A 17,719-nucleotide genomic window follows, 5' to 3' on the forward strand; every position below is an offset into this window, starting at 1 on the left:
CCCCGCCGATGCCGCACTGCCCCGGCAGGGTCAGCCAGGTCAGTGCCGCCATCGCCAGCGTCGCGTCGACGGCGTTGCCGCCCTCGGCGAGCACCCGCGCTCCGGCCAGGCTCGCGGCCGGGTGGCTGCTGCTGACCATCCCGCCCGCCGACAGCGCGGGCGGGCGCGGCGCGGCCATCACGCCTCCCGGCGGGCGCGGCGACTGGGTCCGACCGGGACCTCCCCCGGTTCCACGCCGACGAAGATCTCCCCGTCGCGCTCCTCGCACGGAAAGGTCTTGATGGGCTCGGTGGCGGGCGGGCTGATGGGCTCGCCGGTCGCCAGGTCGAAGGCGCTGCCGTGGCACGAGCAACCGATGCCGTCGTCGCGCAGTTTGCCCGACGACAGCAGACAGTCCAGGTGCGTGCAGTAGTTCGACGTCGCGTAGGCCTTGCCGCGAAGCCGCGCCACCGCGAACTCGTGCTCGCCGGCGTAGAACCGCCGGACGATGCCCTCGGGCACCTGCCCGGATCTGGCCACTCGAACGAATTCCATTGTCACACTCCGTTTCTTCAGCAGCCGGGGTCGAGGTAGACGGTCTTCTCGGCCAGGTAGAACTCCATCATCGAAGCCCCGGCCTGCTCCTTGAACGTCGCGGTGGAGGAGGCCTTGTAGCCGCCGAACGGTGCGTTCATCGCCATTCCGGTGGTGGGCTGGTTGATCTTGACCAGGCCGGTCCGGGACCGGCGCGCGAACTGCTGGGCGGTGGCCAGGTCTCTGGTGACGATCGCGGCCGACAGGCCGAACTCGGTGGCGTTGGCCAACTCGATCGCCTCGGTGAGCGAGCCGGCCCGCTGGAACGCCAGCAGCGGCCCGAACACCTCCTCGGTGACGATGCGCATCGCCGGCGCGGTGTCGGTGAACACCGCGGGCCGGACGAAGAACCCGCCCGGGTGCCCGGGCACGTCGACCGGGGTGCCACCGCAGCGCAGCGTGGCACCCTCCTCCAGACCGGCGGCGACGTACCGGAGGAACTTGTCGAGCTGCGCGTCGGCGGCCAGCGCGCCGAGGTCCACACCCGGCATGGCTCCGGGGCCGACCCGCAGCGCCTCGGTGCGGGCCACCACCCGCTCGACGAGGGCGTCGTGGGTGGCGTCGGTGGCGATCACCCGGCTGGTGCCGGTGCACGCCTGCCCGGACAGGCCGAACGCACCCTTGACGATGAGCCCGGCCGCCCGGTCCAGGTCGGCGTCGTCGGCGACCACGACGGGGTTCTTACCGCCCATTTCCAGCTGCACCCGGCGGTGCGGCCCGACGGTGGCGTGGATGGACCGGCCGACGGCGGTGGAGCCGGTGAAGGTGACCGCCGCGATGCGTTCGTCGGCCGCCACCGCGGCACCCGCGGTCCCGTCCCCCTGGACCAGCGCGAGCGCCCCGGGCGGCAGGCCGCCGGCGAGCAACGCCTCGACCAGGCGCTGCCCCATCAGCGGGGTCAGCTCCGACGGTTTGAACAGCACCGGATCCCCCACGGCCAGCGCCGGACCCAGCTTGCGCGACGGGATGTTGAGCGGGAAGTTCCACGGCGTGATCGCCCCGACGATGCCGATCGGTTCGCGCACCGTGTACACCAGCGTGTCACCGGCGGCGGGCAGCGTCCGCCCCGCCGCGCGGGTCGCCTCCCCGGCGTAGAACCGCAGGTTCGACGGGGTGCGACCGACCTCCATGGTCGCCTCGGCAACGGTCTTGCCCTCCTCGCGCACCAACTCGGCGATCAGCTCGGCACTGCGCGCCTCCAGATGGGCGGCGGCGGATTCCAGGATCGCCGCGCGCCGCTCGGGTGTGGTCGCGGCCCACTCGGGTGCGGCCTTCTCCAGTGCGTCGACCGCGTTGCCGACGTCCTCGGCGCCGGAGGCGGGGAACGTGCCGATCACGTCGGTGGGATCGGCCGGGTTGGCCCGGGTGAAGGTCCGCCCGGACTGGGCGGGCACCCAGGCGCCGCCGATGAAGTTCAGCCCGTCGATCATGCGCCCACCTCTGCGTCGTCGGTGTAGATCAGGTCCCACAGATCGGTGTCCTCGTCGCTCAGCGCGGGCACCGGGACCTGGCGGCCCAGCAGCTCGCGGGCGGCGGTCACGTCCTCACCGCGGTCGATCGCGAACGCGCCGCAGACCGCCCCGTCCTGCAGGTAGAACGCGGCGAACGTCGAATCGCCTGTGTCGCCGCGCAGCACCGGTGTCCCGGTGGCGGTGCCGACGAACTGGATGTTGCGGTCGTACTGGTCGGACCAGAACCACATCGGATCGTCGTTGGGCGCCTCGCGGCCCAGCATCGTGTGCGCCACCGCGACACCCTGGCGGCTGGCATTGTCGAAATGCTCGAGGCGCACATGTCTGCCCGCACGGGGCGAATACCGTCGCGCCACATCCCCGGCGGCGAAGACGCCCGGCACCGCGCTGCGCCCGAACGCGTCGACGACGACGCCGTCGTCGACCGTCAGTCCCGACGCTTCCGCGACCGCGGTGTTCGGGGTGATGCCGACCCCGATCAGCACGGCGTCGGCTTCCAGAGGTGTGGGGGCGCCGGCGAGCTGGATCAGCACGTCGTCGCCGGTGGTGACGATCCCGGTCAGGGCCACGCCGGCGCGGATGTCGACGCCGTGGTCGCGGTGCAACCCGCAGACCGCCTCCCCCATCTGCGCACCGACCACCCGGGCCAGCGGTACCGGGACCGCCTCGAGCACGGTGACCTCGACGCCCGCGGAGGCGGCGGTGGCCGCGATCTCCAGCCCGATGAAGCCGGCCCCGATGATCGCCAGCCGACGTCCGGCGGAAAGCACCGGCGCCAACCGTCTGGCGTCGTCGAGGGTGCGCAGGTAGTGCACCAGGTCCGGCCGCGGGCCCTCGACCGGCAGCCGGCGGGGACTGCCGCCGGTGGCGATCAGCACCCCGTCGGCCTGCAGAGCCGCACCATCGGCGAATTCGACTCTGCGCGTGGATGAGTCGACGCGGACGACGGTGGTGTCGGTGACGATCTCCACGTCGTTGTCGCGCACCCACGCCGGCGGCAGGATCCACAGCGAGTCCTCGGTGTCGGCGCCGGAGAGGAACTCCTTGGACAGCGGCGGGCGCTGGTAGGGCGGGTGCGGTTCGTCCCCGACCAGCACGATGCGGCCGTCGAATCCGAGCCTGCGCAGGTTGCGCGCGGCCACCGCCGCGGTCTGTCCCGCGCCGACGGTGACGAACGTGTCCCTGGTCATGCCCGCGCCTGCTCTCCTGTATCGGCCGAGATCTCGTTCTTCGGAACGGTTTTGACGTAGACGGTGCCGTCGTCGCCGACCCGCACCGGGTAGGTGGGCTGGCAGCGGTCCTGGTCCGCCTCGTAGCCGGTCTCCAGGTCGAACTGCCACTGGTGACCCGGGCAGATCACCTTGCCGTGCAGCAGCGTGCCCTTGGCCAGCGAACGTTCCTGGTGCACGCACACATCGGCGAACGCGTACACCGCGCCGTCGGACTGGAACAGGGCGATGGCCAGGCCGTCGACCTCGACGCGCAACTTACGGCGCCGGCCCAGCTCTTTGGCCGAGGCCACCGCGGTCCACTCAGCGCTGCTCATGCTTTCCTTCGGGGCTCAGACGGTCGCGTGCTCGAGTTCGGGCGCGACGTAGGTGTCGTAGAGCCCCTTGGTGTAGGCGAAGCGCATCTCGGCGCCCCACCGCACCATCTGCAGGCAGCGCTGCTGCAGCTGCGGTGTGTCGGCGTGGTCGAGCACGATCTGATAGCCGCGCTCCCCGTGCACCACATCAGAGGTGATGTGCAGCTCGAAGAACTCGATCTCGTCCTCGGTGAACTTGTACACCTCGCGCAGGGGCACGATCTGCTTGGTGTAGATGCTCGGCACCTGGGATTCCAGGCCCACCACCAGGGCCGCGGTGGCCACCACGAAGTGCTCGCGCTGCGAGACCGCGTAGCACCACGACTGCAGGCCGCGGGTGATCGCGTTCATGTTGTCGGGATCCTCGATGCGCTCCTTGGTGGTGCCGCACGCTTCACCGAACTTGATCAGCAGATCGGTGTGGCGGATGTCGGCCAGCTCCTCCTCGTACATGTTCTGCAGCGTGAAATCCTTTGCGCCGGTGAACTGGTCGGGGGTGTTGGCGTAGATGTTGGCCAGGTAGTCGGCGAACGGGCCGACGTAGTGGTAGTGGTTCTCGGCCCAGCGGGCGAAGTGATGCCGCTCGAGGCGGCCCTCGGCCCACGCCTTCGAGAACGAGGCGTTCTTGGCCTCGCGGCCCTTGATGGCGTTCTCCAGCTCAGCGCGAAACTCGTCGCGGTCCAGCAGTTCGGTCATGGGTTCGGTCCTTCCGGTCGATCACACGGGGGCGGTAGATGGCAGTCGTGGCGAATTGCGCGCTGCAGCAACGACGTTAGTCAGCACAGCGCCGCGGTGACCATGGACAACATCACCGGCTCGGGCCGGTCGACGGGTCATGGTGCACATCGCGGTCAGCGGCCGGCGACCGCAGCGGTGAGCGCGTCGAACTCGGCCAGGATCGCGGCGCCGACGGCTTTGTCCTGTGCGCCGTTGCCGCCGCTGATCCCGACCCCGCCGACGATCTGCCCGTCGAAGACCAGCGGGAAGCCACCGACGAAGATCGCGAACTTGCCCGGCAGCATGTGGCTGATCCCGAACGCCTCGTTGCCGGGCAGCGCGGGGCCGTCGGGCGCCTCGTTGAACAGGTGGGTGGCGCGCTCGTGCCCGGCCGCGGTGAACGCCTTGGCGATCGAGATGTCCACCCCGGTCAGTCGTGCGCCCGGAAGTCGATGCAGGGCAAGGACATTGCCACCGTCATCGCAGATGCACAGGGTCTGTTTGACGCCGATCTCGTCGGCCTTGGCCCGGCCCGCAGCCAGCAGCGGGAGCGCGTCGTCGAGGGTGATCCGATAGATCTGATGCATGGCGGGAGTGGCTCCTGTGGTTCGGGACGGCGACGTCGGGGCGCCACCGCCGTGATCGGTCGGCCTGCACAGATGTCTACCGCGGCAGCCGCGGCGAAGCTCTGGTCAACATGTCTTCGATCCACCCGACATCGGGGTCAAACTGCACATAGTCTGGTGGCGGTGTGGATGCGATCGTGCACCCATGCCGCGGTTCGGAGCAGGTGGGTGATGGCGCCAGAGCGACACGACGACGATCGGATGACGGTAGCCGGGCTGCTCGACGAATCCCTGATGGCGGACGCGCACGTGGTGGTCGGCGCCGACCGCCTCGACCGCGAACTGCACTGGGTGCTTCCACTTTCGGAGGTCATGTCCCGGCACGACGCGCTCGACGGGGTCGCGGTGTACACCCGCCCGGAGGCGCTGCTGGGCAACAGCGGCACGCTGTCCGCGCTGGCTGCTCGCGGCGCCACCACGCTGCTGGTCGACGGCGCCGTGCCCGCCGACTTCCCCGACACCCGGCTGCCCGCCGACATGGTGGTGGTGGAGATGGCGTTCCCGGTCGGCTTCGCCGCGCTGAACCGGCTGCTGGCCGAACGCGCGCTGAGCCAGGAAGTGCACGCCATGCGCTATGCCACGCATGTGCACGCCTCGCTGGCCGGCCTGTTCCACCGCGGCGCAGGATTGCAACTGCTGGTGCGCGAGGTGTCCAACCTGGCCAGGAACCCCGCGATGGCGCTGGACGCGCGGGGCAACGTGGTGGCGCACAACGGGTTCAACGCCGAGACCGCCGCCGGCCTGGCCGAGTCGGTGCTGCCGCTGCTCACCTCCGATCTTCCTGCCGCAGCGCGTCTTTCGGCCCACCACGACACGAGGGTGGAACGCTTCGAAGCCCCCAACGGCGGTGTGTGGACGGTGATCTCCACCGCGATCCGGCTGGGGAAGGCCTTCGAGGGCTGGGTGCTGGTGGTGGTGCCGTCCGCCGAACCGGGCAACCATGATCTGGCCCGACACATCGTGGTCACCGAACAGGCCACCGCCATCATCGGTTCGGAGATGCTCAGGCAGCACAGCGTCGACGAGGCCGAGGAGCGGGCCCGCGGCGATTTCGTGCAGGCCCTGGTGCACGGCCACTTCTCCAGCGAGCACGACATGCGCGCCCGCGCCGACTACCACGAGATCGACATCGACTCGCAGTTCGGCGTGTTCGTCGCACCCGGTGCCGTGCCCCGCGGGGTGGACAACCCGACCGCCAGCATGGTCCGGCTGGCGCGGTATGCGGCCAACGTGGCGCCCGATCCGGCGGTGCGTTCCTACGTCACGGTCCTGGGCGACGTGCTGGTGGTGGTGCGCTCGCTGCGCGGCTTCGACGACGCCGCGATGGGCAAGGAGATGACGCACTACGCCGAGGCGATGGCCGCCGAACTGGAGAGCCGGCGCGGCGCCGCCGTGGCGGTCGCCTACAGCCGGCCGGCGCGGGGCGCCCAGGAGGTGGCGGGCAGCTACCGCGAGGCCCGCATCGCCCTCGGCATCGCCCGGCGGCTCAGTCTCACCGGCGCGGTCTCCTACCAGGATCTGCGCAGCTTCACCGTGCTCGCCGACGTCGCCGACACCGAACAGAGCCGGGCGCTGGTCACCGACATCCTGGGCCCGCTGCGCCCGGCGCCCGAACTGCTGGACTTCCTGACCGGCTACCTCGCGCACGGAGGCAACGTCAACGCCACCGCGCGCGCCCTCAACGTGCACCGCAACACGATGCTGACCAAGCTCGACCGGGTGTCACGGGCGATCGGGCTCGACATCCGGGTGCCCGACAACCAGTTCACCGTCTGGCTGGCGATCCGGCTGGACATGCTGACCGAGATCCACGCCGCGGTGGACCGGGAAGCGCGATTCCGCTGACCGCCGCGGACCGCTACCGCGCCGGCGCCGGGTCGGGACCGACGAACGACCCGAACAGCCCGAGCAGCGCCACACCCGCCACCACCAGGAACGCCAGCACGAAGCCTGCCGGGCCGCTGTCGACGCCCAGCGCGATCGCCACCCACGCCGCGCCCATCGCCGAACCGCTGAACCGGACGAGGTTGTACAACCCCAGCCCGGTGCCCTGGGCGCCCGCGGGCGACCGGGTGGCACCGGTGGCCGCCGGCGTCTGGACGAATGCGATGCCGATACCGACGATCACCAGGATCGCGACCAGACCGGCCAGCCCGTGGGTGCGCTCGGCGATCCGGGCGGCCGCCGCGGCGGCCAGGCCGAGCTGGCCCGCGATCAGCAGAAGCAGTCCCGTGCGCAACAGCAGGCGCGGGCCGATCCGGTCGAGATACCTGCCGACCAGCGGGCCCAGCACCGTCATCGCCGCCGGAACGGCCAGCAGCACCACGCCCGCCACCGACCCGGACTGTCCGTGCCCGACCAGGTAGAGCGGCACCGCCAGCAGGGTGGCGCCGAGCCCGAACATGAACGCGAAGGCGCCCAGCGTGCTCCGGGCGAACCGGGATTCGGCGACCAGGCGCACATCGACGAACGGGTCCGGGGTGCGCAGGCAGTGCCACACGAAGAACACCAGAACCACGACGGCCGACACGATCGTGGCGAAGACCCCCGGCGACGCTCCGGACCGCGGCACCAGCCCCACCCCGAGAATGAGCAGTCCGGAACCGACGGTGAGCGCGGTGGCGCCCACCGCGTCGAAGCTCATCCGGGTGCCCGGGTAACGCGGGATGTGCAGAAGCGTCCCGATCAGGCCCGCCAGCGCGACCGGCACCAGCGGCACGAAGACCCACCGCCAGCCCCACGCGTCGGCGACGAACCCACCCATCGTGGGCCCGATCGCCTGCCCGATGCCGTTCACCGACGCCCACAGGCCGACGGCGCCGCCCCGCCGGTCCCCGGCGAACAACCACGTCAACAGCCCCATCACCGCCGGCCCGAGGGCCGACGCCGCCATGCCGCCGAGGCAGCGCCACATGATGAGCAGTTCCAGCGTGGGCGCGGTGGCGGCGCCCACCGCGCACACCATGGTGCCGACCATCGACGCGCAGTAGACGCGGCGACGGCCGAACCGGTCCCCGATCCAGCCGACGACCGGCATGGTCGCGGTGAAGGTGAGCAGGAAGCCGACCACGATGAACACGCCGCTGTGCAGCGGGGCGTCGAAGTCCGCCATGATCGCCGGCATCGGCACGTTCACCACGTTGTTGCTGATCGTGCCGACGAGCGTGCCGGACAGCAAGGCGGCCAGCGCCAACGGTGTGCCGTCCTCGGGCGCTGCCGGGCCGTCGGGGCCTGCCGGACTGCGGCTGTGGGTGTCGGTCATCTCGGCGGTGTCATCACGATCTGTAGCGGCCTACGGAAGGCGGTGCACACCGCCCCAGCCACTTTCTCACCCGGGGACTGCGAAAGTGACCGTCCCCCTGGGTCAATGTGCACAGTCCGGGGTCGTCTCCGCGGCCAACCCGCACATCAGCCGAAGTCCAGGCAGATGTTTTACGTGGCCGAAACGGCCGGACATGTGGCCGACAAGCGCGGAGCACATTGCACAGGAGGACGGTCACAGCAATGTGCACTCTGTGCGTTGACCCACGCCCGTAACGCGCAGAGCATTCCCCCATCAGACTGCACAGCCCATGGGCAGTTGTGAGCGAAAGAGCGTCGATGGAATATCATCTGAGCGCGGCACATTGGATTTATCTGGCCGGCATCATCGTCATTCTCGTCACGATGGCGCTGCGCAAGAACATCGTCGTCCCCGCGGTCGTCGCCACCTTGCTGACGGCATGGGTGTTCTCCGGCAGCGTCATCACCGGGCTGTCGTCGATCTTCAACGCCAGCCTGGTCGCCGCCGACGAACTGTTCAACATCTTCCTGATCATCGCGCTGGTCACCGCGATGCTCGGCGCACTGCGGGAGATGGGCGCGGACCGCCTGATGGTAACCCCGTTCCGGCGTGTGATGCGCGCCGGCACAAGCAGTTTCGTGATGCTCGCGATCATCACCTATGTGATCTCGCTCTTCTTCTGGCCCACCCCGGCGGTGCCACTGGTCGGCGCGGTGCTCATCCCGGTCGCGATCCGTGCGGGCCTGAGTCCGCTGTCAGTGGGTATGGTCATCGCGATCGCCGGGCAGGGCATGGCGCTGTCGTCGGACTACATCATCAAGGTGGCTCCCGGTATCTCGGCGACCGCCGCCGGCGTCGACACCGACAGCGTGGCTGACAAGGCGCTGGTGCTGTCGCTGATCGTGGGCTTCACCGCACTGGTCATCACCTACTTCACCCAGCGCAGGACGTGGCGCAAGCCTTCGCCCGAACTGCTCGTCGAGTGGGAGAACAAGGCCGACAAGTTCGCCGCCGGCGAGGACGACCAGCCCGACGCGCGCGGTGACGGCGCCACCACCGCCGGCACCGGCCCCGGCGCCGACGGCGTCTCCCCTCCGCTCGGCGGCACCGGCACGGCGGCGGTCGCCGCACCGACGGCCACCATCGTCCGCGACCAGTCCACCGTCGACCCCGGCGACCCCGCCGATCCGCCGAAGAGCCTGTCCGCCAAGGCGTTCGCTGTGCTCGTTCCCACCGCCTATCTGGTGTTCATCGTGTACCTGCTGCTGGGCAAGTTCACCACCGTGGTGCCGCCGTTGAAAGGCGGTGACGCCGCGGGCATCGTCGGCGGCATCGCCGCGATGATCCTGTTCGCCGCGTGTCTGACCAACGACCGGCGGGCCTGCCTGGAGACCTCGTCCCAGCACGTCGTCGACGGGCTGGTGTTCGCGTTCAAGGCGATGGGCATCGTGCTGCCGATCGCGGGCTTCTTCTTCATCGGCAACGGCGACTTCTCGGCGCGCATCCTGGGCATGCCCGAAGACGCCACCGGGCCGGCGCTGCTGTTCGATCTCATCAACGCCGCGCTGTCGCACGTCGCGCCGAACGCGTTCGTGGTCGCTTTCACCGTGATGTTCGTCGGCGTCATCGCCGGACTGGAGGGGTCGGGGTTCAGCGGACTGCCGCTGACCGGGTCGCTGTCCGGGGCGTTGGGCAGCGCGGCCGGGATGGATCCCTCGACGCTGGCCGCGATCGGCCAGATGGGCAACATCTGGTCGGGCGGCGGCACGCTGGTGGCGTGGTCCTCGTTGGTCGCGGTGGCCGGTTTCGCCCGGGTCCCGGTACTCACGCTGGCGCGCAAGTGTTTCCTGCCTGTCATGACCGGACTGGTGCTGTCCACCCTGTTCGCCATCATCGCCTTCTGATGGCGGTCGATCCGGCCGGCCGCGCGCAGGCGACCGCGCTGGCTGCCACCGTCGCGCTCACGTTCGTCACCGGCATCGTCGACGCGGTCGGCTTCCTGGCCCTGGACCGCGTGTTCACCGGGAACATGACGGGCAACATCGTGATCCTCGGCATGGGTGTGGCCGGCGCCGACGACCTGCCCGTGCTGGGCCCGGCGATCGCGCTGACGGCGTTCACGGCGGCGGCCTACGCCGCGGGACTGGTGTTGCGGGGCGGGGCCGGCCGACCCGGATGGCAGCACCGGGTGACGGCGCTGCTCACCGTCGGCGCGGCGACGCTCACAGCGCTGACCGTGGTCGCTGCCGTGGTGGGCGGCCGTCCCGGGCCCGGACTGCAGATCGTGATGGCCGCGGCGACCGCGGCGGTGATGGGCTCCCAGGCGATGGCCGCGCGTGCGGTCGCGGTCGCCGACATGACCACCGTCGTGGTCACCTCGACGCTGGCGTCACTGGCCGGGGAGACCTGGACCCGCGGCGGCCGGGGCGCGCTGTTCAACCGGCGCCTGGCCGCGATCGCGGTGATCTTCGCCGGCGCGGTCGTGGGCGCGGTGCTGCTTCGGATCCACCTCGCCGTGCCCTTCGGCCTGGCCGCCGCGCTCACCGCGGGAGTGGCTCTCATCGGGCATCTGCGACTGTCACCGCGCCGCGCGGGCCAAACGGTGCCGGCGACCCCGGTATAGGCCACGGTCTCTGTACGCGATCTCCATACTGTCTCCAAGGAACAGCACCCGATCCCGGCGAACATGGTCAGTGTGACAATCGCACCGATCAACGCGGACAACGACTTCGAGCGTCAGGTGATGCCGCTCACACCGGGGCTGTACCGCCGCGCGTACTCGTTCACCCGCAACGCCGCCGACGCCGAGGACCTGGTCCAGGAGACACTGCTCAAGGCATACCGGGGATTTCACACGCTGGGCCCGGATCCGCACGTGAACGCATGGCTGTTGTGCATCATGCGCAACACCTGGATTGCCCGGCACCGGGCGACCCGGTGCCGGGTGAGCGAGCAACTGGTCGGCGACTTCGGCGACAGCGACGCCGTCACCGCGTCTGCTGAACACGTTGTCCTTCAGGGCATCTCGGATTCCAATCTGGTCGACGCGCTGGCCTCGCTGCCCGAGCCGATGCGACTGGCCATGTACTACACCGCGGTCGAGGGTATGTCCTGCCGTGAGGTCGCCGAGATCATGTCCGTGCCGGTGGGAACGGTGATGTCGAGGCTGCACCGCGGCCGGGACCGGCTGCGCCGCAGTCTCACTCAGCCAGGAACGCGTCCATCTCCGCACCGAACGCCCGCCAGGCCGGCTCGGTCGCGGTGAGCAGGTGGTTGTTGCTCTCCAGCACGACCAGCCGCGATTGCGGGATCAGCGTCGCGAGTTCCTCACCGAAACGCAACGGCACCCGCCGGTCGGCGCGCGAATGCATCACCAGCGTCGGACAGCGGACCTGCCCGGCCAGCTCCCCCACGTCGATGTGGGCGAACTGCTCCAGGAATCGCACCGCGTTCTCCACGGACGTGGTCCGGCGCTGCAGGTCGTCGAATGCCTGCCAGTCCCGGCGCGACCCGTCGGGCAGGAACTGCGCCGCGAACACCTGGCGGAAGGCCGGATCGTCGTGCCCCCAGCCGACCCGTGCCAGATCGAGGTCCAGGGCGGCGGCCCGTCGGTCGTCCTCAGTGACGGCCCGGACCGCCCGCCCTCGCGCATACGCGCCGCAGAGCACCAGTTTGGAGACCCGCTCGGGATACCGGGCGGCATAGGCCACCGCCACCGCCCCGCCTTGGGACACCCCGAGCAGCGGGAAGCGCGTCAACCCCAGCTCGTCGACCACCGCGGCAAGGTCGCCGACCCAGTCGTCGAACGTGAAATCCGGTGCGTTCCAATCGGAAAGACCTGATCCGCGTTCGTCGTACCGGATGAAGCGGTAGCGCTGGGACAGCGCGTGCACCCAGTGCCGCCACACGGGCGACTCGATGTCGTAGCTCAGATGAGTCATCCAGTTCGCCGCGCGCACCAGCGGTGGCCCCGTGCCCGACACCGCGTACGCCAGGCGCAGCCCGTCGCCGGCACGGCAGAACGCCACGCGTTGATCCACGGCGGGCTCCATCTGCCCGCTGTCCTCGGCCGGCTCCCCATGCTCGGCGAGTGTGCCGACGAACCGGTAGCCGCGGCCGCGCACCGTCCGGATGAAATGCTGGGACTCGCCGTCGTCGCCCAGTGCGCGCCGGGCTGCCATGATCCGGCTGGACAGCGCGGCCTCACCCACGAACCGCCCGCCCCACACGGTGTCGAACAGCTCCTGCTTGGTGACACAGCGGTGGTGGTTGGCGACCAGCACCGCGAGCACGTCGAACACCTGCGGTTCGACCGGGATCACCTCGGCGTTGCGGCGCAACTCGTAGCGCTTGGCATCGAGGACGAAGTCCCCGAACGCGTGCACCGGGGCTTTCACTGCGCACCTGCCTGTGGCCACCACCACGTCAGCGCGGCGAGGGCCGTCAGTGCTGCCGCGATGAAGGTGATCACGATGCCGACCAGGAGTCGTTGGCCGGCAATCGGTTTCGTGGGCGGGCGGCCGGTCAGCGGATGAGCGACGGTGGCGACGAGCAGCATCCCGAGCACCGCCAGCAGGAAGCCGGAGAGCGCGGAGATCGCCCCGAGTTGCTGCAACCAGAGCGGACGGGTCCGGCCGGATCCGCCGTCGCTGAGGACGCCGCACAATCCGACGAAACCCATGACGCCGAGTTGGAGCTTCTGCCATTCTCGAGCGGAGTCTTGGACGCCCTGGAAGTGCTGAATGCCTTGAGCGCTTGGAATGCCTTGGAGGCGTGGGTCGTAGTCGTGCACGCCGGTCAGCGTGCGGTCACCGATGAGGTGGTTACCAGGCCACGTTCATCCTGGTACTGCCACTACCCGTCTGGACGTAGCGCAGACGGTCCAGCTTCCCGGCCGACGCCGACCCGGGCTCGGTGAAATAAATGTACATAAACAACGCATCGGTGCCCGTGACGAGTAACTTCTCGCGGTGGAGCTCGATTTCGCCGAGCAGGTCGTGGCGCACCCGGACCGGGCTGCACGCGCGCTGTTGCACGTCCTGGCCGGACCACAGCCGGTCGAAGTGCCTGCACCGGTTTCGCAGCTCGCCGATCAAGGCGTGCGCCGGCGAAGACTCGAGCTCATTGCCGATGTCCGCGCGCAACTGGGCGACGCTGTCGGACACGGCCTGCTCCCAGTCCCGCCAGAACTCCCGTTCCCGCGGATCCAGGAACACCGCCCGGATCCGGTTGTCTCCCGGCTCCATATTCGGGAACAGCGCCTGCGCAGGAGGATTCGACGCCATGACGTCCATGTACCGGTTCAGGATCACCGCGGGCAGGGTCAGATGCTCGAGCAGCCGGGTCGCCCCCTCGGGGATGTCGGTGCGCCGCCCGCCCGCGCTACGCCGCGATACCGGCCGGGCAATATTGCGCAGGTGCGCCGTCTGGTCGGCATCCAGGCGCAGCGCATCGGCGAGCGCGTCGACGACGTTGGGTGACGGCGTCCGCTCCCTGCCCTGCTCCAGCCGGATGTAGTACTCCGTGCTGATGCCGGCCAGATTGGCGACCTCCTCCCGCCGCAGTCCGGGGACCCGGCGGCGCCCGTACTCGGGGAGCCCGACCTCACGTGGGGTCAGTCGGTGGCGATGCCAGCGCAGGAAACTGCCCAGGGCCGTCGACTTCGCTTCGGTGACGTTCACACAGTGGTAAACGACGCGCACCCGCGATATATTGCACGTTGTGTGATTTCTTTGCGTACCGTTGACAGTCTCAGTCCCTGGCGAACGCGCGCGCGAAGTCCCGTTCAAGGTCGACATACGGAGCGCCGGACACGTCCACGTTCACCCGTTTGATCGCGCCGCCGGTGAACGGGAACGGGGCGCGGTACGCCCGCGACACCGGCGACCCGCTGTTGCGCCCGACGCTCAAACCGGCCCCGGCGAGCCCGAAGGTTCCGGGATGGACCCGCATCTCCGCCAGTGAGGCCACCGCGGTGGTGTCCACGAACAGCTCCGCGTCCCCGACCGGGGTGTGACTGCCCTCCGCGGTGCCCGTACGGGTGAACGTGAACCCGAGCGTGTGGGCACCTGGGGCCACCACGTCGGCGGAGGCGACCGTCTGTTCGTACTCGCCCAGGAAGTTGTAGCAGAAGTGGAGTCGGCCGCCCTGCAGGTACATCACGTAACCACCGTGCGCCGCGCCGTGTTTCACCACCACGCCGTCCGCACCGTCGGGTCCCACCACGACCTCGGCCAGCACTGCGAACGAGCGGCCGCGCAGCTCGACCACCGCGCCCATCCCGACGTCGGCGGTGCGCGGGTAGTACACGTAGGCGTCCCGTTCACCGGCCAGGTACGGTCGCCAGCGCGACATGGTCTCCAACAGGTTCAGGTCACCCAGCGGCAGACCGTTGTACTTCTCGGCTTCGCTGAACCACAACGACTTCAGCTCGTCCAGCTTGTCCGGGTGTTCGGCCGCCAGGTCACGGCACTGGCTGCGGTCGGCCTCGATGTGGAAAAGCTCCCAGCGGTCCCGCTCGAAATTCGACCAGCCGGCCGGCGACGCGGCGTGCACGGCGCCGGCGAACCAGCCCCTGTGCCAGATCCCGCGGGTGCCCAGCATCGTGTAGAACTGCGTCTCCTTGCCGGTCGGCGCAGTCGGATTGTCCAGCACCACTTTGAAACTCACCCCGTCCAGGGGCTTCTGCGCGACACCACGCACGGTTGCGGGCGCCGTGATGTCCAGAAGGTCGTACACCGTGGGGGTGATGTCGCAGACGTTGACGTAGTTGTCCCGGATCTCACCGTGGGCGGCGATGCCGGCGGGCCACGAGATGATCGCGGGGTCGGCGATACCCCCTTCGTGCGAGGCATACCGCTTGTACAGCTTGTAGGGGGTGTTGAACGCCATCGCCCAGCCGATCGGGTAATGGTTGTAGGTCTGGGTACCGCCGAGTTCGTCGTACGCCTTCAGCGCCTCCTCGACCGAGTCGAGGTAGCCGTTGAAGAACTTGACCTCGTTGACCGACCCGTTGGGCCCACCCTCACCGCTGGCGCCATTGTCGGAGATCACCACGATGATGGTGTTGTCGAGCTGCCCGGACTCCTCCAGATAGTCCAGAACACGGCCGATCTGGGCGTCGGTGTAGGACAGGAACCCGGCGAAGACCTCCGCCATCCGCGCGAACAGCCGCTTCTCGTCATCGCTGAGCGACTCCCACGGTCGCACCGTGTCCTGCGCCGGCCAGTCTTCGCCGTTCGGCCCCTTGACATCTGAGTACGGGTTCATCGGCGACAGCTCGGTGTCGGCGGGGACGAGACCGAGCCGCTTCTGGTTCTCCAGCACGATGTCGCGATAGCGTTCGTAGCCCATGTCGAAGACGCCCGCGTAGCGGTCGGCCCACTCCTTGGCGACGTGGTGGGGGGCGTGTCCGGCGCCGGGGCACACGTAGGAGAACCACGGCTTGTCCGGCGCAATGACTTTGGAGTCGCGGATGAACTCGATGGTCTTGTCGGCGAGGTCGCGGGACAGGTGGTAGCCCTGCTCGGGCGTAGCCGGCGGCGGCACCGGATGGTTGTCGTAGACAAGGTCGGGATACCACTGGTCGGTCTCCCCGCCCATGAAGCCGTAGAACCTCTCGAAACCGCGCGCCAGCGGCCAGTGCCGTTTCGTCGCGGCGAGATTGGACTCCTCCAGCGGCGTCAGATGCCATTTGCCGACGCAGTAGGTGTTGTAACCGTTCTCGACCAATACCTCCGACAGCAGCGCGGTGTCGAACGGGATGCGGCCGTTACAGTTCGGGAAACCGTCGGTGAACTCCTCGATGGTCGCCATCCCGACGGTGGTCGGATTGCGTCCGGTCAGCAACGAGGCGCGCGTCGGTGAACACAGCGCTGTGGTGTGGAACTGTGAAAGACGCACTCCGCGTTCGGCGATGCGCCGCATCGCGGGCATGTCGACCAGCCCGCCGAAGCAGTCCCAGGTGGCGATTCCGATGTCGTCCCAGACCAGATACAGCACGTTGGGTGCATCCGGTTGAGCGGTCGGGGCCGCGAACGGGCCCCAGTCCGGCTCGGAGTCCCGGATGTCCACCTCGATCTTGCCGTTGAAGTCCGTTGCCACGCCCGGAGGTTACACCGCTGGGCCGCCCGTCAGCCCGGGAACCGCCGACGACCGCTTGCGGGGCCCTTGCCACCACAAGAACACGGCGCGCAGCGGAACCCTGCCGGTTACCGCCAAACGCGCTGTCCCGCAACGGATCATGCGGATGAACCGACCCGCGATCCACGCCCTGCGGCCGACCACCCGGCCAGGTTGAGGGCCCTGACACGACGAAACCCCCGTCGCCGGAGCGGACGGGGGTTTCGACGATGATGCGGTGCTACTTGGCCTTCTCGAGGACCTCGACCAGACGCCAGCGCTTGGTGGCCGACGTCGGACGGGTCTCCATCAGCGACACGCGGTCGCCGACACCGGCGTCCTCGTTCTCGTCGTGGGCCTTGACCTTGGTGGTCGTCCGGATGATCTTGCCGTAGAGCGGGTGGCTCTTACGCGACTCCAGCTCGACCACGATGGTCTTCTGCATCTTGTCCGACACCACGTAGCCGATGGCGGTCTTGCGGCGACCGCGCGGCTTCTCGGTGGGCGGGGTGTATTTCGCACCCTTGGTATCTGCCATTACGAATCCTCACCTCCGGGTCCGGCGGCCAGACCCAACTCACGTTCACGCAGCACCGTGTACAGGCGTGCGATCTCCTGCCGGACTGTGCGCAGCCGGCGGTTGTTGGCAAGCTGGCCGGTCGCCATCTGGAAGCGCAGGTTGAACAGCTCTTCCTTCGACTCGCGGAGCTTGTCGGTCAGTTCTTCGTCGGTGAGCTCGCGCAGTTCGCCGGTCGTGGTTCCGACAGCCATCAGAACTGCTCCTCTCTTGTGACGATGCGTGCCTTGATCGGCAACTTGTGGATCGCGCGGGTCAGCGCTTCCCTGGCGATCTTCTCGTCGGGGTAGCTGAGCTCGAACAGCACGCGGCCGGGCTTGACGTTGGCGACCCACCACTCCGGCGAACCCTTACCGGAACCCATGCGGGTCTCGGCGGGCTTCTTGGTCAGCGGGCGGTCCGGGAAGATGTTGATCCACACCTTGCCGCCACGCTTGATGTGCCGGTTGATGGCGATACGGGCCGACTCGATCTGCCGGTTGGTGATGTAGGCATGGCCCAGGGCCTGGATGCCGTAGTCACCGAAGCTGACCTCGGTGCCGCCGCTGGCGATGCCACGCTGCCTCGGGTGGTGCTGCTTGCGGTGCTTGACCTTGCGGGGAATCAGCATGACTAGCTCCCAGAATTCTCAGTTGTCTCGGCTGCTGCGCCCGCAGCGGCCTCGGTGCCCTGAGTCGCTTCCGCGACCGCAGGAGCCTCGGCGGCACGACCGGCGTCGGTGCTCGTCGCGGTGGTGCCCGACGCGCCGCTGCGGCGCGGCCGGGT

19 protein-coding genes are annotated in these 17,719 nt (G+C 69.2%); 4 read left to right on the forward strand and 15 right to left on the reverse strand.

Annotation, left to right across the window (positions count from 1 at the left end; genetic code table 11):
* The 7 genes from MVA01S_RS32110 to MVA01S_RS21765 form a co-directional block, all read right to left on the reverse strand.
* Positions 1 to 178 (reverse strand): gamma-glutamyltransferase (locus MVA01S_RS32110; protein ID WP_174538979.1); only part of this gene is annotated, 178 nt, incomplete at its 3' end.
* Positions 178 to 534, reverse strand: coding sequence for a Rieske (2Fe-2S) protein (locus MVA01S_RS21740; protein ID WP_003929552.1), 357 nt, complete (start codon positions 532 to 534; stop codon positions 178 to 180). The genes MVA01S_RS32110 and MVA01S_RS21740, both read right to left, overlap by 1 nt.
* A 17-nt stretch (positions 535 to 551) precedes the next feature.
* Positions 552 to 2,003, reverse strand: coding sequence for an aldehyde dehydrogenase family protein (locus tag MVA01S_RS21745; RefSeq protein WP_003929553.1), 1,452 nt, complete (start codon positions 2,001 to 2,003; stop codon positions 552 to 554).
* Entirely contained in the window at positions 2,000 to 3,235 is a 1,236-nt protein-coding gene (locus MVA01S_RS21750) for an NAD(P)/FAD-dependent oxidoreductase (RefSeq protein WP_003929554.1), read from the reverse strand. Before MVA01S_RS21750 ends, MVA01S_RS21745 begins: the two co-directional genes overlap by 4 nt.
* Complete coding sequence (locus MVA01S_RS21755; protein ID WP_003929555.1) at positions 3,232 to 3,591, reverse strand: Rieske (2Fe-2S) protein; 360 nt, start codon at positions 3,589 to 3,591, stop codon at positions 3,232 to 3,234. The genes MVA01S_RS21750 and MVA01S_RS21755 overlap by 4 nt, the downstream gene beginning before the upstream one ends.
* 15 nt (positions 3,592 to 3,606) lie before the next feature.
* Positions 3,607 to 4,326, reverse strand: a complete 720-nt coding sequence (locus tag MVA01S_RS21760; protein ID WP_003929556.1) for an iron-containing redox enzyme family protein — start codon at positions 4,324 to 4,326, stop codon at positions 3,607 to 3,609.
* Between the two features lie 155 nt (positions 4,327 to 4,481).
* Positions 4,482 to 4,934 carry a GlcG/HbpS family heme-binding protein gene (locus MVA01S_RS21765; protein ID WP_003929557.1) on the reverse strand — a complete coding sequence of 151 codons (453 nt, stop codon included), beginning with the start codon at positions 4,932 to 4,934 and terminating at the stop codon, positions 4,482 to 4,484.
* A 240-nt stretch (positions 4,935 to 5,174) separates the two neighbouring features.
* Here MVA01S_RS21765 and MVA01S_RS21770 point away from each other — a divergent pair, with 240 nt between their 5' ends.
* A complete protein-coding gene (locus MVA01S_RS21770) occupies positions 5,175 to 6,818 on the forward strand; it encodes a PucR family transcriptional regulator (RefSeq protein ID WP_003929558.1) in 1,644 nt (547 codons plus the stop codon).
* 13 nt (positions 6,819 to 6,831) lie between these two features.
* Here the strand turns inward: MVA01S_RS21770 and MVA01S_RS21775 are convergent, their stop codons facing one another.
* Complete coding sequence (locus MVA01S_RS21775; protein WP_003929559.1) at positions 6,832 to 8,235, reverse strand: MFS transporter; 1,404 nt, start codon at positions 8,233 to 8,235, stop codon at positions 6,832 to 6,834.
* A gap of 338 nt (positions 8,236 to 8,573) precedes the next feature.
* On the opposite strand from MVA01S_RS21775, the gene MVA01S_RS21780 reads away from it, so the two are divergent.
* The 3 genes from MVA01S_RS21780 to MVA01S_RS21790 all read left to right on the forward strand — a co-directional run bounded on the left by MVA01S_RS21780 (position 8,574) and on the right by MVA01S_RS21790 (position 11,521).
* Positions 8,574 to 10,160, forward strand: coding sequence for a hypothetical protein (locus MVA01S_RS21780; RefSeq protein ID WP_003929560.1), 1,587 nt, complete (start codon positions 8,574 to 8,576; stop codon positions 10,158 to 10,160).
* Complete coding sequence (locus MVA01S_RS21785) at positions 10,160 to 10,879, forward strand: YoaK family protein (RefSeq protein ID WP_003929561.1); 720 nt, start codon at positions 10,160 to 10,162, stop codon at positions 10,877 to 10,879. The genes MVA01S_RS21780 and MVA01S_RS21785 overlap by 1 nt, the downstream gene beginning before the upstream one ends.
* A 63-nt stretch (positions 10,880 to 10,942) precedes the next feature.
* Positions 10,943 to 11,521, forward strand: coding sequence for a sigma-70 family RNA polymerase sigma factor (locus tag MVA01S_RS21790; RefSeq protein ID WP_003929562.1), 579 nt, complete (start codon positions 10,943 to 10,945; stop codon positions 11,519 to 11,521).
* Here the strand turns inward: MVA01S_RS21790 and MVA01S_RS21795 are convergent.
* The 7 genes from MVA01S_RS21795 to rplP all read right to left on the reverse strand — a co-directional run bounded on the left by MVA01S_RS21795 (position 11,457) and on the right by rplP (position 17,564).
* The gene (locus tag MVA01S_RS21795) at positions 11,457 to 12,653 is read right to left on the reverse strand and encodes an alpha/beta hydrolase (RefSeq protein ID WP_003929563.1); all 1,197 of its coding nucleotides are present in this window, start codon (positions 12,651 to 12,653) and stop codon (positions 11,457 to 11,459) included. The two genes, MVA01S_RS21790 and MVA01S_RS21795, sit on opposite strands and share 65 nt — an antisense overlap.
* On the reverse strand, positions 12,650 to 13,048 hold the full coding sequence (locus MVA01S_RS32115) for a hypothetical protein (protein ID WP_237024342.1): 399 nt from the start codon (positions 13,046 to 13,048) through the stop codon (positions 12,650 to 12,652). The genes MVA01S_RS21795 and MVA01S_RS32115 overlap by 4 nt, the downstream gene beginning before the upstream one ends.
* A 31-nt stretch (positions 13,049 to 13,079) precedes the next feature.
* Positions 13,080 to 13,958 carry a helix-turn-helix domain-containing protein gene (locus MVA01S_RS21805; RefSeq protein ID WP_162274745.1) on the reverse strand — a complete coding sequence of 293 codons (879 nt, stop codon included), beginning with the start codon at positions 13,956 to 13,958 and terminating at the stop codon, positions 13,080 to 13,082.
* A gap of 49 nt (positions 13,959 to 14,007) precedes the next feature.
* Positions 14,008 to 16,359: an arylsulfatase gene (locus MVA01S_RS21810; protein WP_003929566.1), complete on the reverse strand. Its 2,352-nt coding sequence runs from the start codon at positions 16,357 to 16,359 to the stop codon at positions 14,008 to 14,010.
* A gap of 259 nt (positions 16,360 to 16,618) precedes the next feature.
* Positions 16,619 to 16,915 carry a 30S ribosomal protein S17 gene (gene rpsQ, locus MVA01S_RS21815; protein WP_003929567.1) on the reverse strand — a complete coding sequence of 99 codons (297 nt, stop codon included), beginning with the start codon at positions 16,913 to 16,915 and terminating at the stop codon, positions 16,619 to 16,621.
* On the reverse strand, positions 16,915 to 17,148 hold the full coding sequence (gene rpmC, locus MVA01S_RS21820; protein WP_003929568.1) for a 50S ribosomal protein L29: 234 nt from the start codon (positions 17,146 to 17,148) through the stop codon (positions 16,915 to 16,917). Before rpmC ends, rpsQ begins: the two co-directional genes overlap by 1 nt.
* On the reverse strand, positions 17,148 to 17,564 hold the full coding sequence (gene rplP / locus MVA01S_RS21825; RefSeq protein ID WP_003929569.1) for a 50S ribosomal protein L16: 417 nt from the start codon (positions 17,562 to 17,564) through the stop codon (positions 17,148 to 17,150). The genes rpmC and rplP overlap by 1 nt, the downstream gene beginning before the upstream one ends.
* Positions 17,565 to 17,719 lie beyond the last annotated feature (155 nt).

The organism is Mycolicibacterium vaccae NBRC 14118 = CIP 105934, from assembly GCF_001552715.1.
GTDB classification, from domain to species: Bacteria; Actinomycetota; Actinomycetes; order Mycobacteriales; family Mycobacteriaceae; genus Mycobacterium; species Mycobacterium vaccae.

What these genes read in the sequence shown, in the direction of transcription:
- MVA01S_RS21740 (WP_003929552.1), bottom strand. Translation starts at nt 534, where the DNA reads ATGGAATTCGTTCGAGTGGCCAGATCCGGGCAGGTGCCCGAGGGCATC.
- MVA01S_RS21745 (WP_003929553.1), bottom strand. Translation starts at nt 2,003, where the DNA reads ATGATCGACGGGCTGAACTTCATCGGCGGCGCCTGGGTGCCCGCCCAG.
- MVA01S_RS21750 (WP_003929554.1), bottom strand. Translation starts at nt 3,235, where the DNA reads ATGACCAGGGACACGTTCGTCACCGTCGGCGCGGGACAGACCGCGGCG.
- MVA01S_RS21755 (WP_003929555.1), bottom strand. Translation starts at nt 3,591, where the DNA reads ATGAGCAGCGCTGAGTGGACCGCGGTGGCCTCGGCCAAAGAGCTGGGC.
- MVA01S_RS21760 (WP_003929556.1), bottom strand. Translation starts at nt 4,326, where the DNA reads ATGACCGAACTGCTGGACCGCGACGAGTTTCGCGCTGAGCTGGAGAAC.
- MVA01S_RS21765 (WP_003929557.1), bottom strand. Translation starts at nt 4,934, where the DNA reads ATGCATCAGATCTATCGGATCACCCTCGACGACGCGCTCCCGCTGCTG.
- MVA01S_RS21770 (WP_003929558.1), top strand. Translation starts at nt 5,175, where the DNA reads ATGACGGTAGCCGGGCTGCTCGACGAATCCCTGATGGCGGACGCGCAC.
- MVA01S_RS21775 (WP_003929559.1), bottom strand. Translation starts at nt 8,235, where the DNA reads ATGACCGACACCCACAGCCGCAGTCCGGCAGGCCCCGACGGCCCGGCA.
- MVA01S_RS21780 (WP_003929560.1), top strand. Translation starts at nt 8,574, where the DNA reads ATGGAATATCATCTGAGCGCGGCACATTGGATTTATCTGGCCGGCATC.
- MVA01S_RS21785 (WP_003929561.1), top strand. Translation starts at nt 10,160, where the DNA reads ATGGCGGTCGATCCGGCCGGCCGCGCGCAGGCGACCGCGCTGGCTGCC.
- MVA01S_RS21790 (WP_003929562.1), top strand. Translation starts at nt 10,943, where the DNA reads ATGGTCAGTGTGACAATCGCACCGATCAACGCGGACAACGACTTCGAG.
- rpsQ (WP_003929567.1), bottom strand. Translation starts at nt 16,915, where the DNA reads ATGGCAGATACCAAGGGTGCGAAATACACCCCGCCCACCGAGAAGCCG.
- rpmC (WP_003929568.1), bottom strand. Translation starts at nt 17,148, where the DNA reads ATGGCTGTCGGAACCACGACCGGCGAACTGCGCGAGCTCACCGACGAA.
- rplP (WP_003929569.1), bottom strand. Translation starts at nt 17,564, where the DNA reads ATGCTGATTCCCCGCAAGGTCAAGCACCGCAAGCAGCACCACCCGAGG.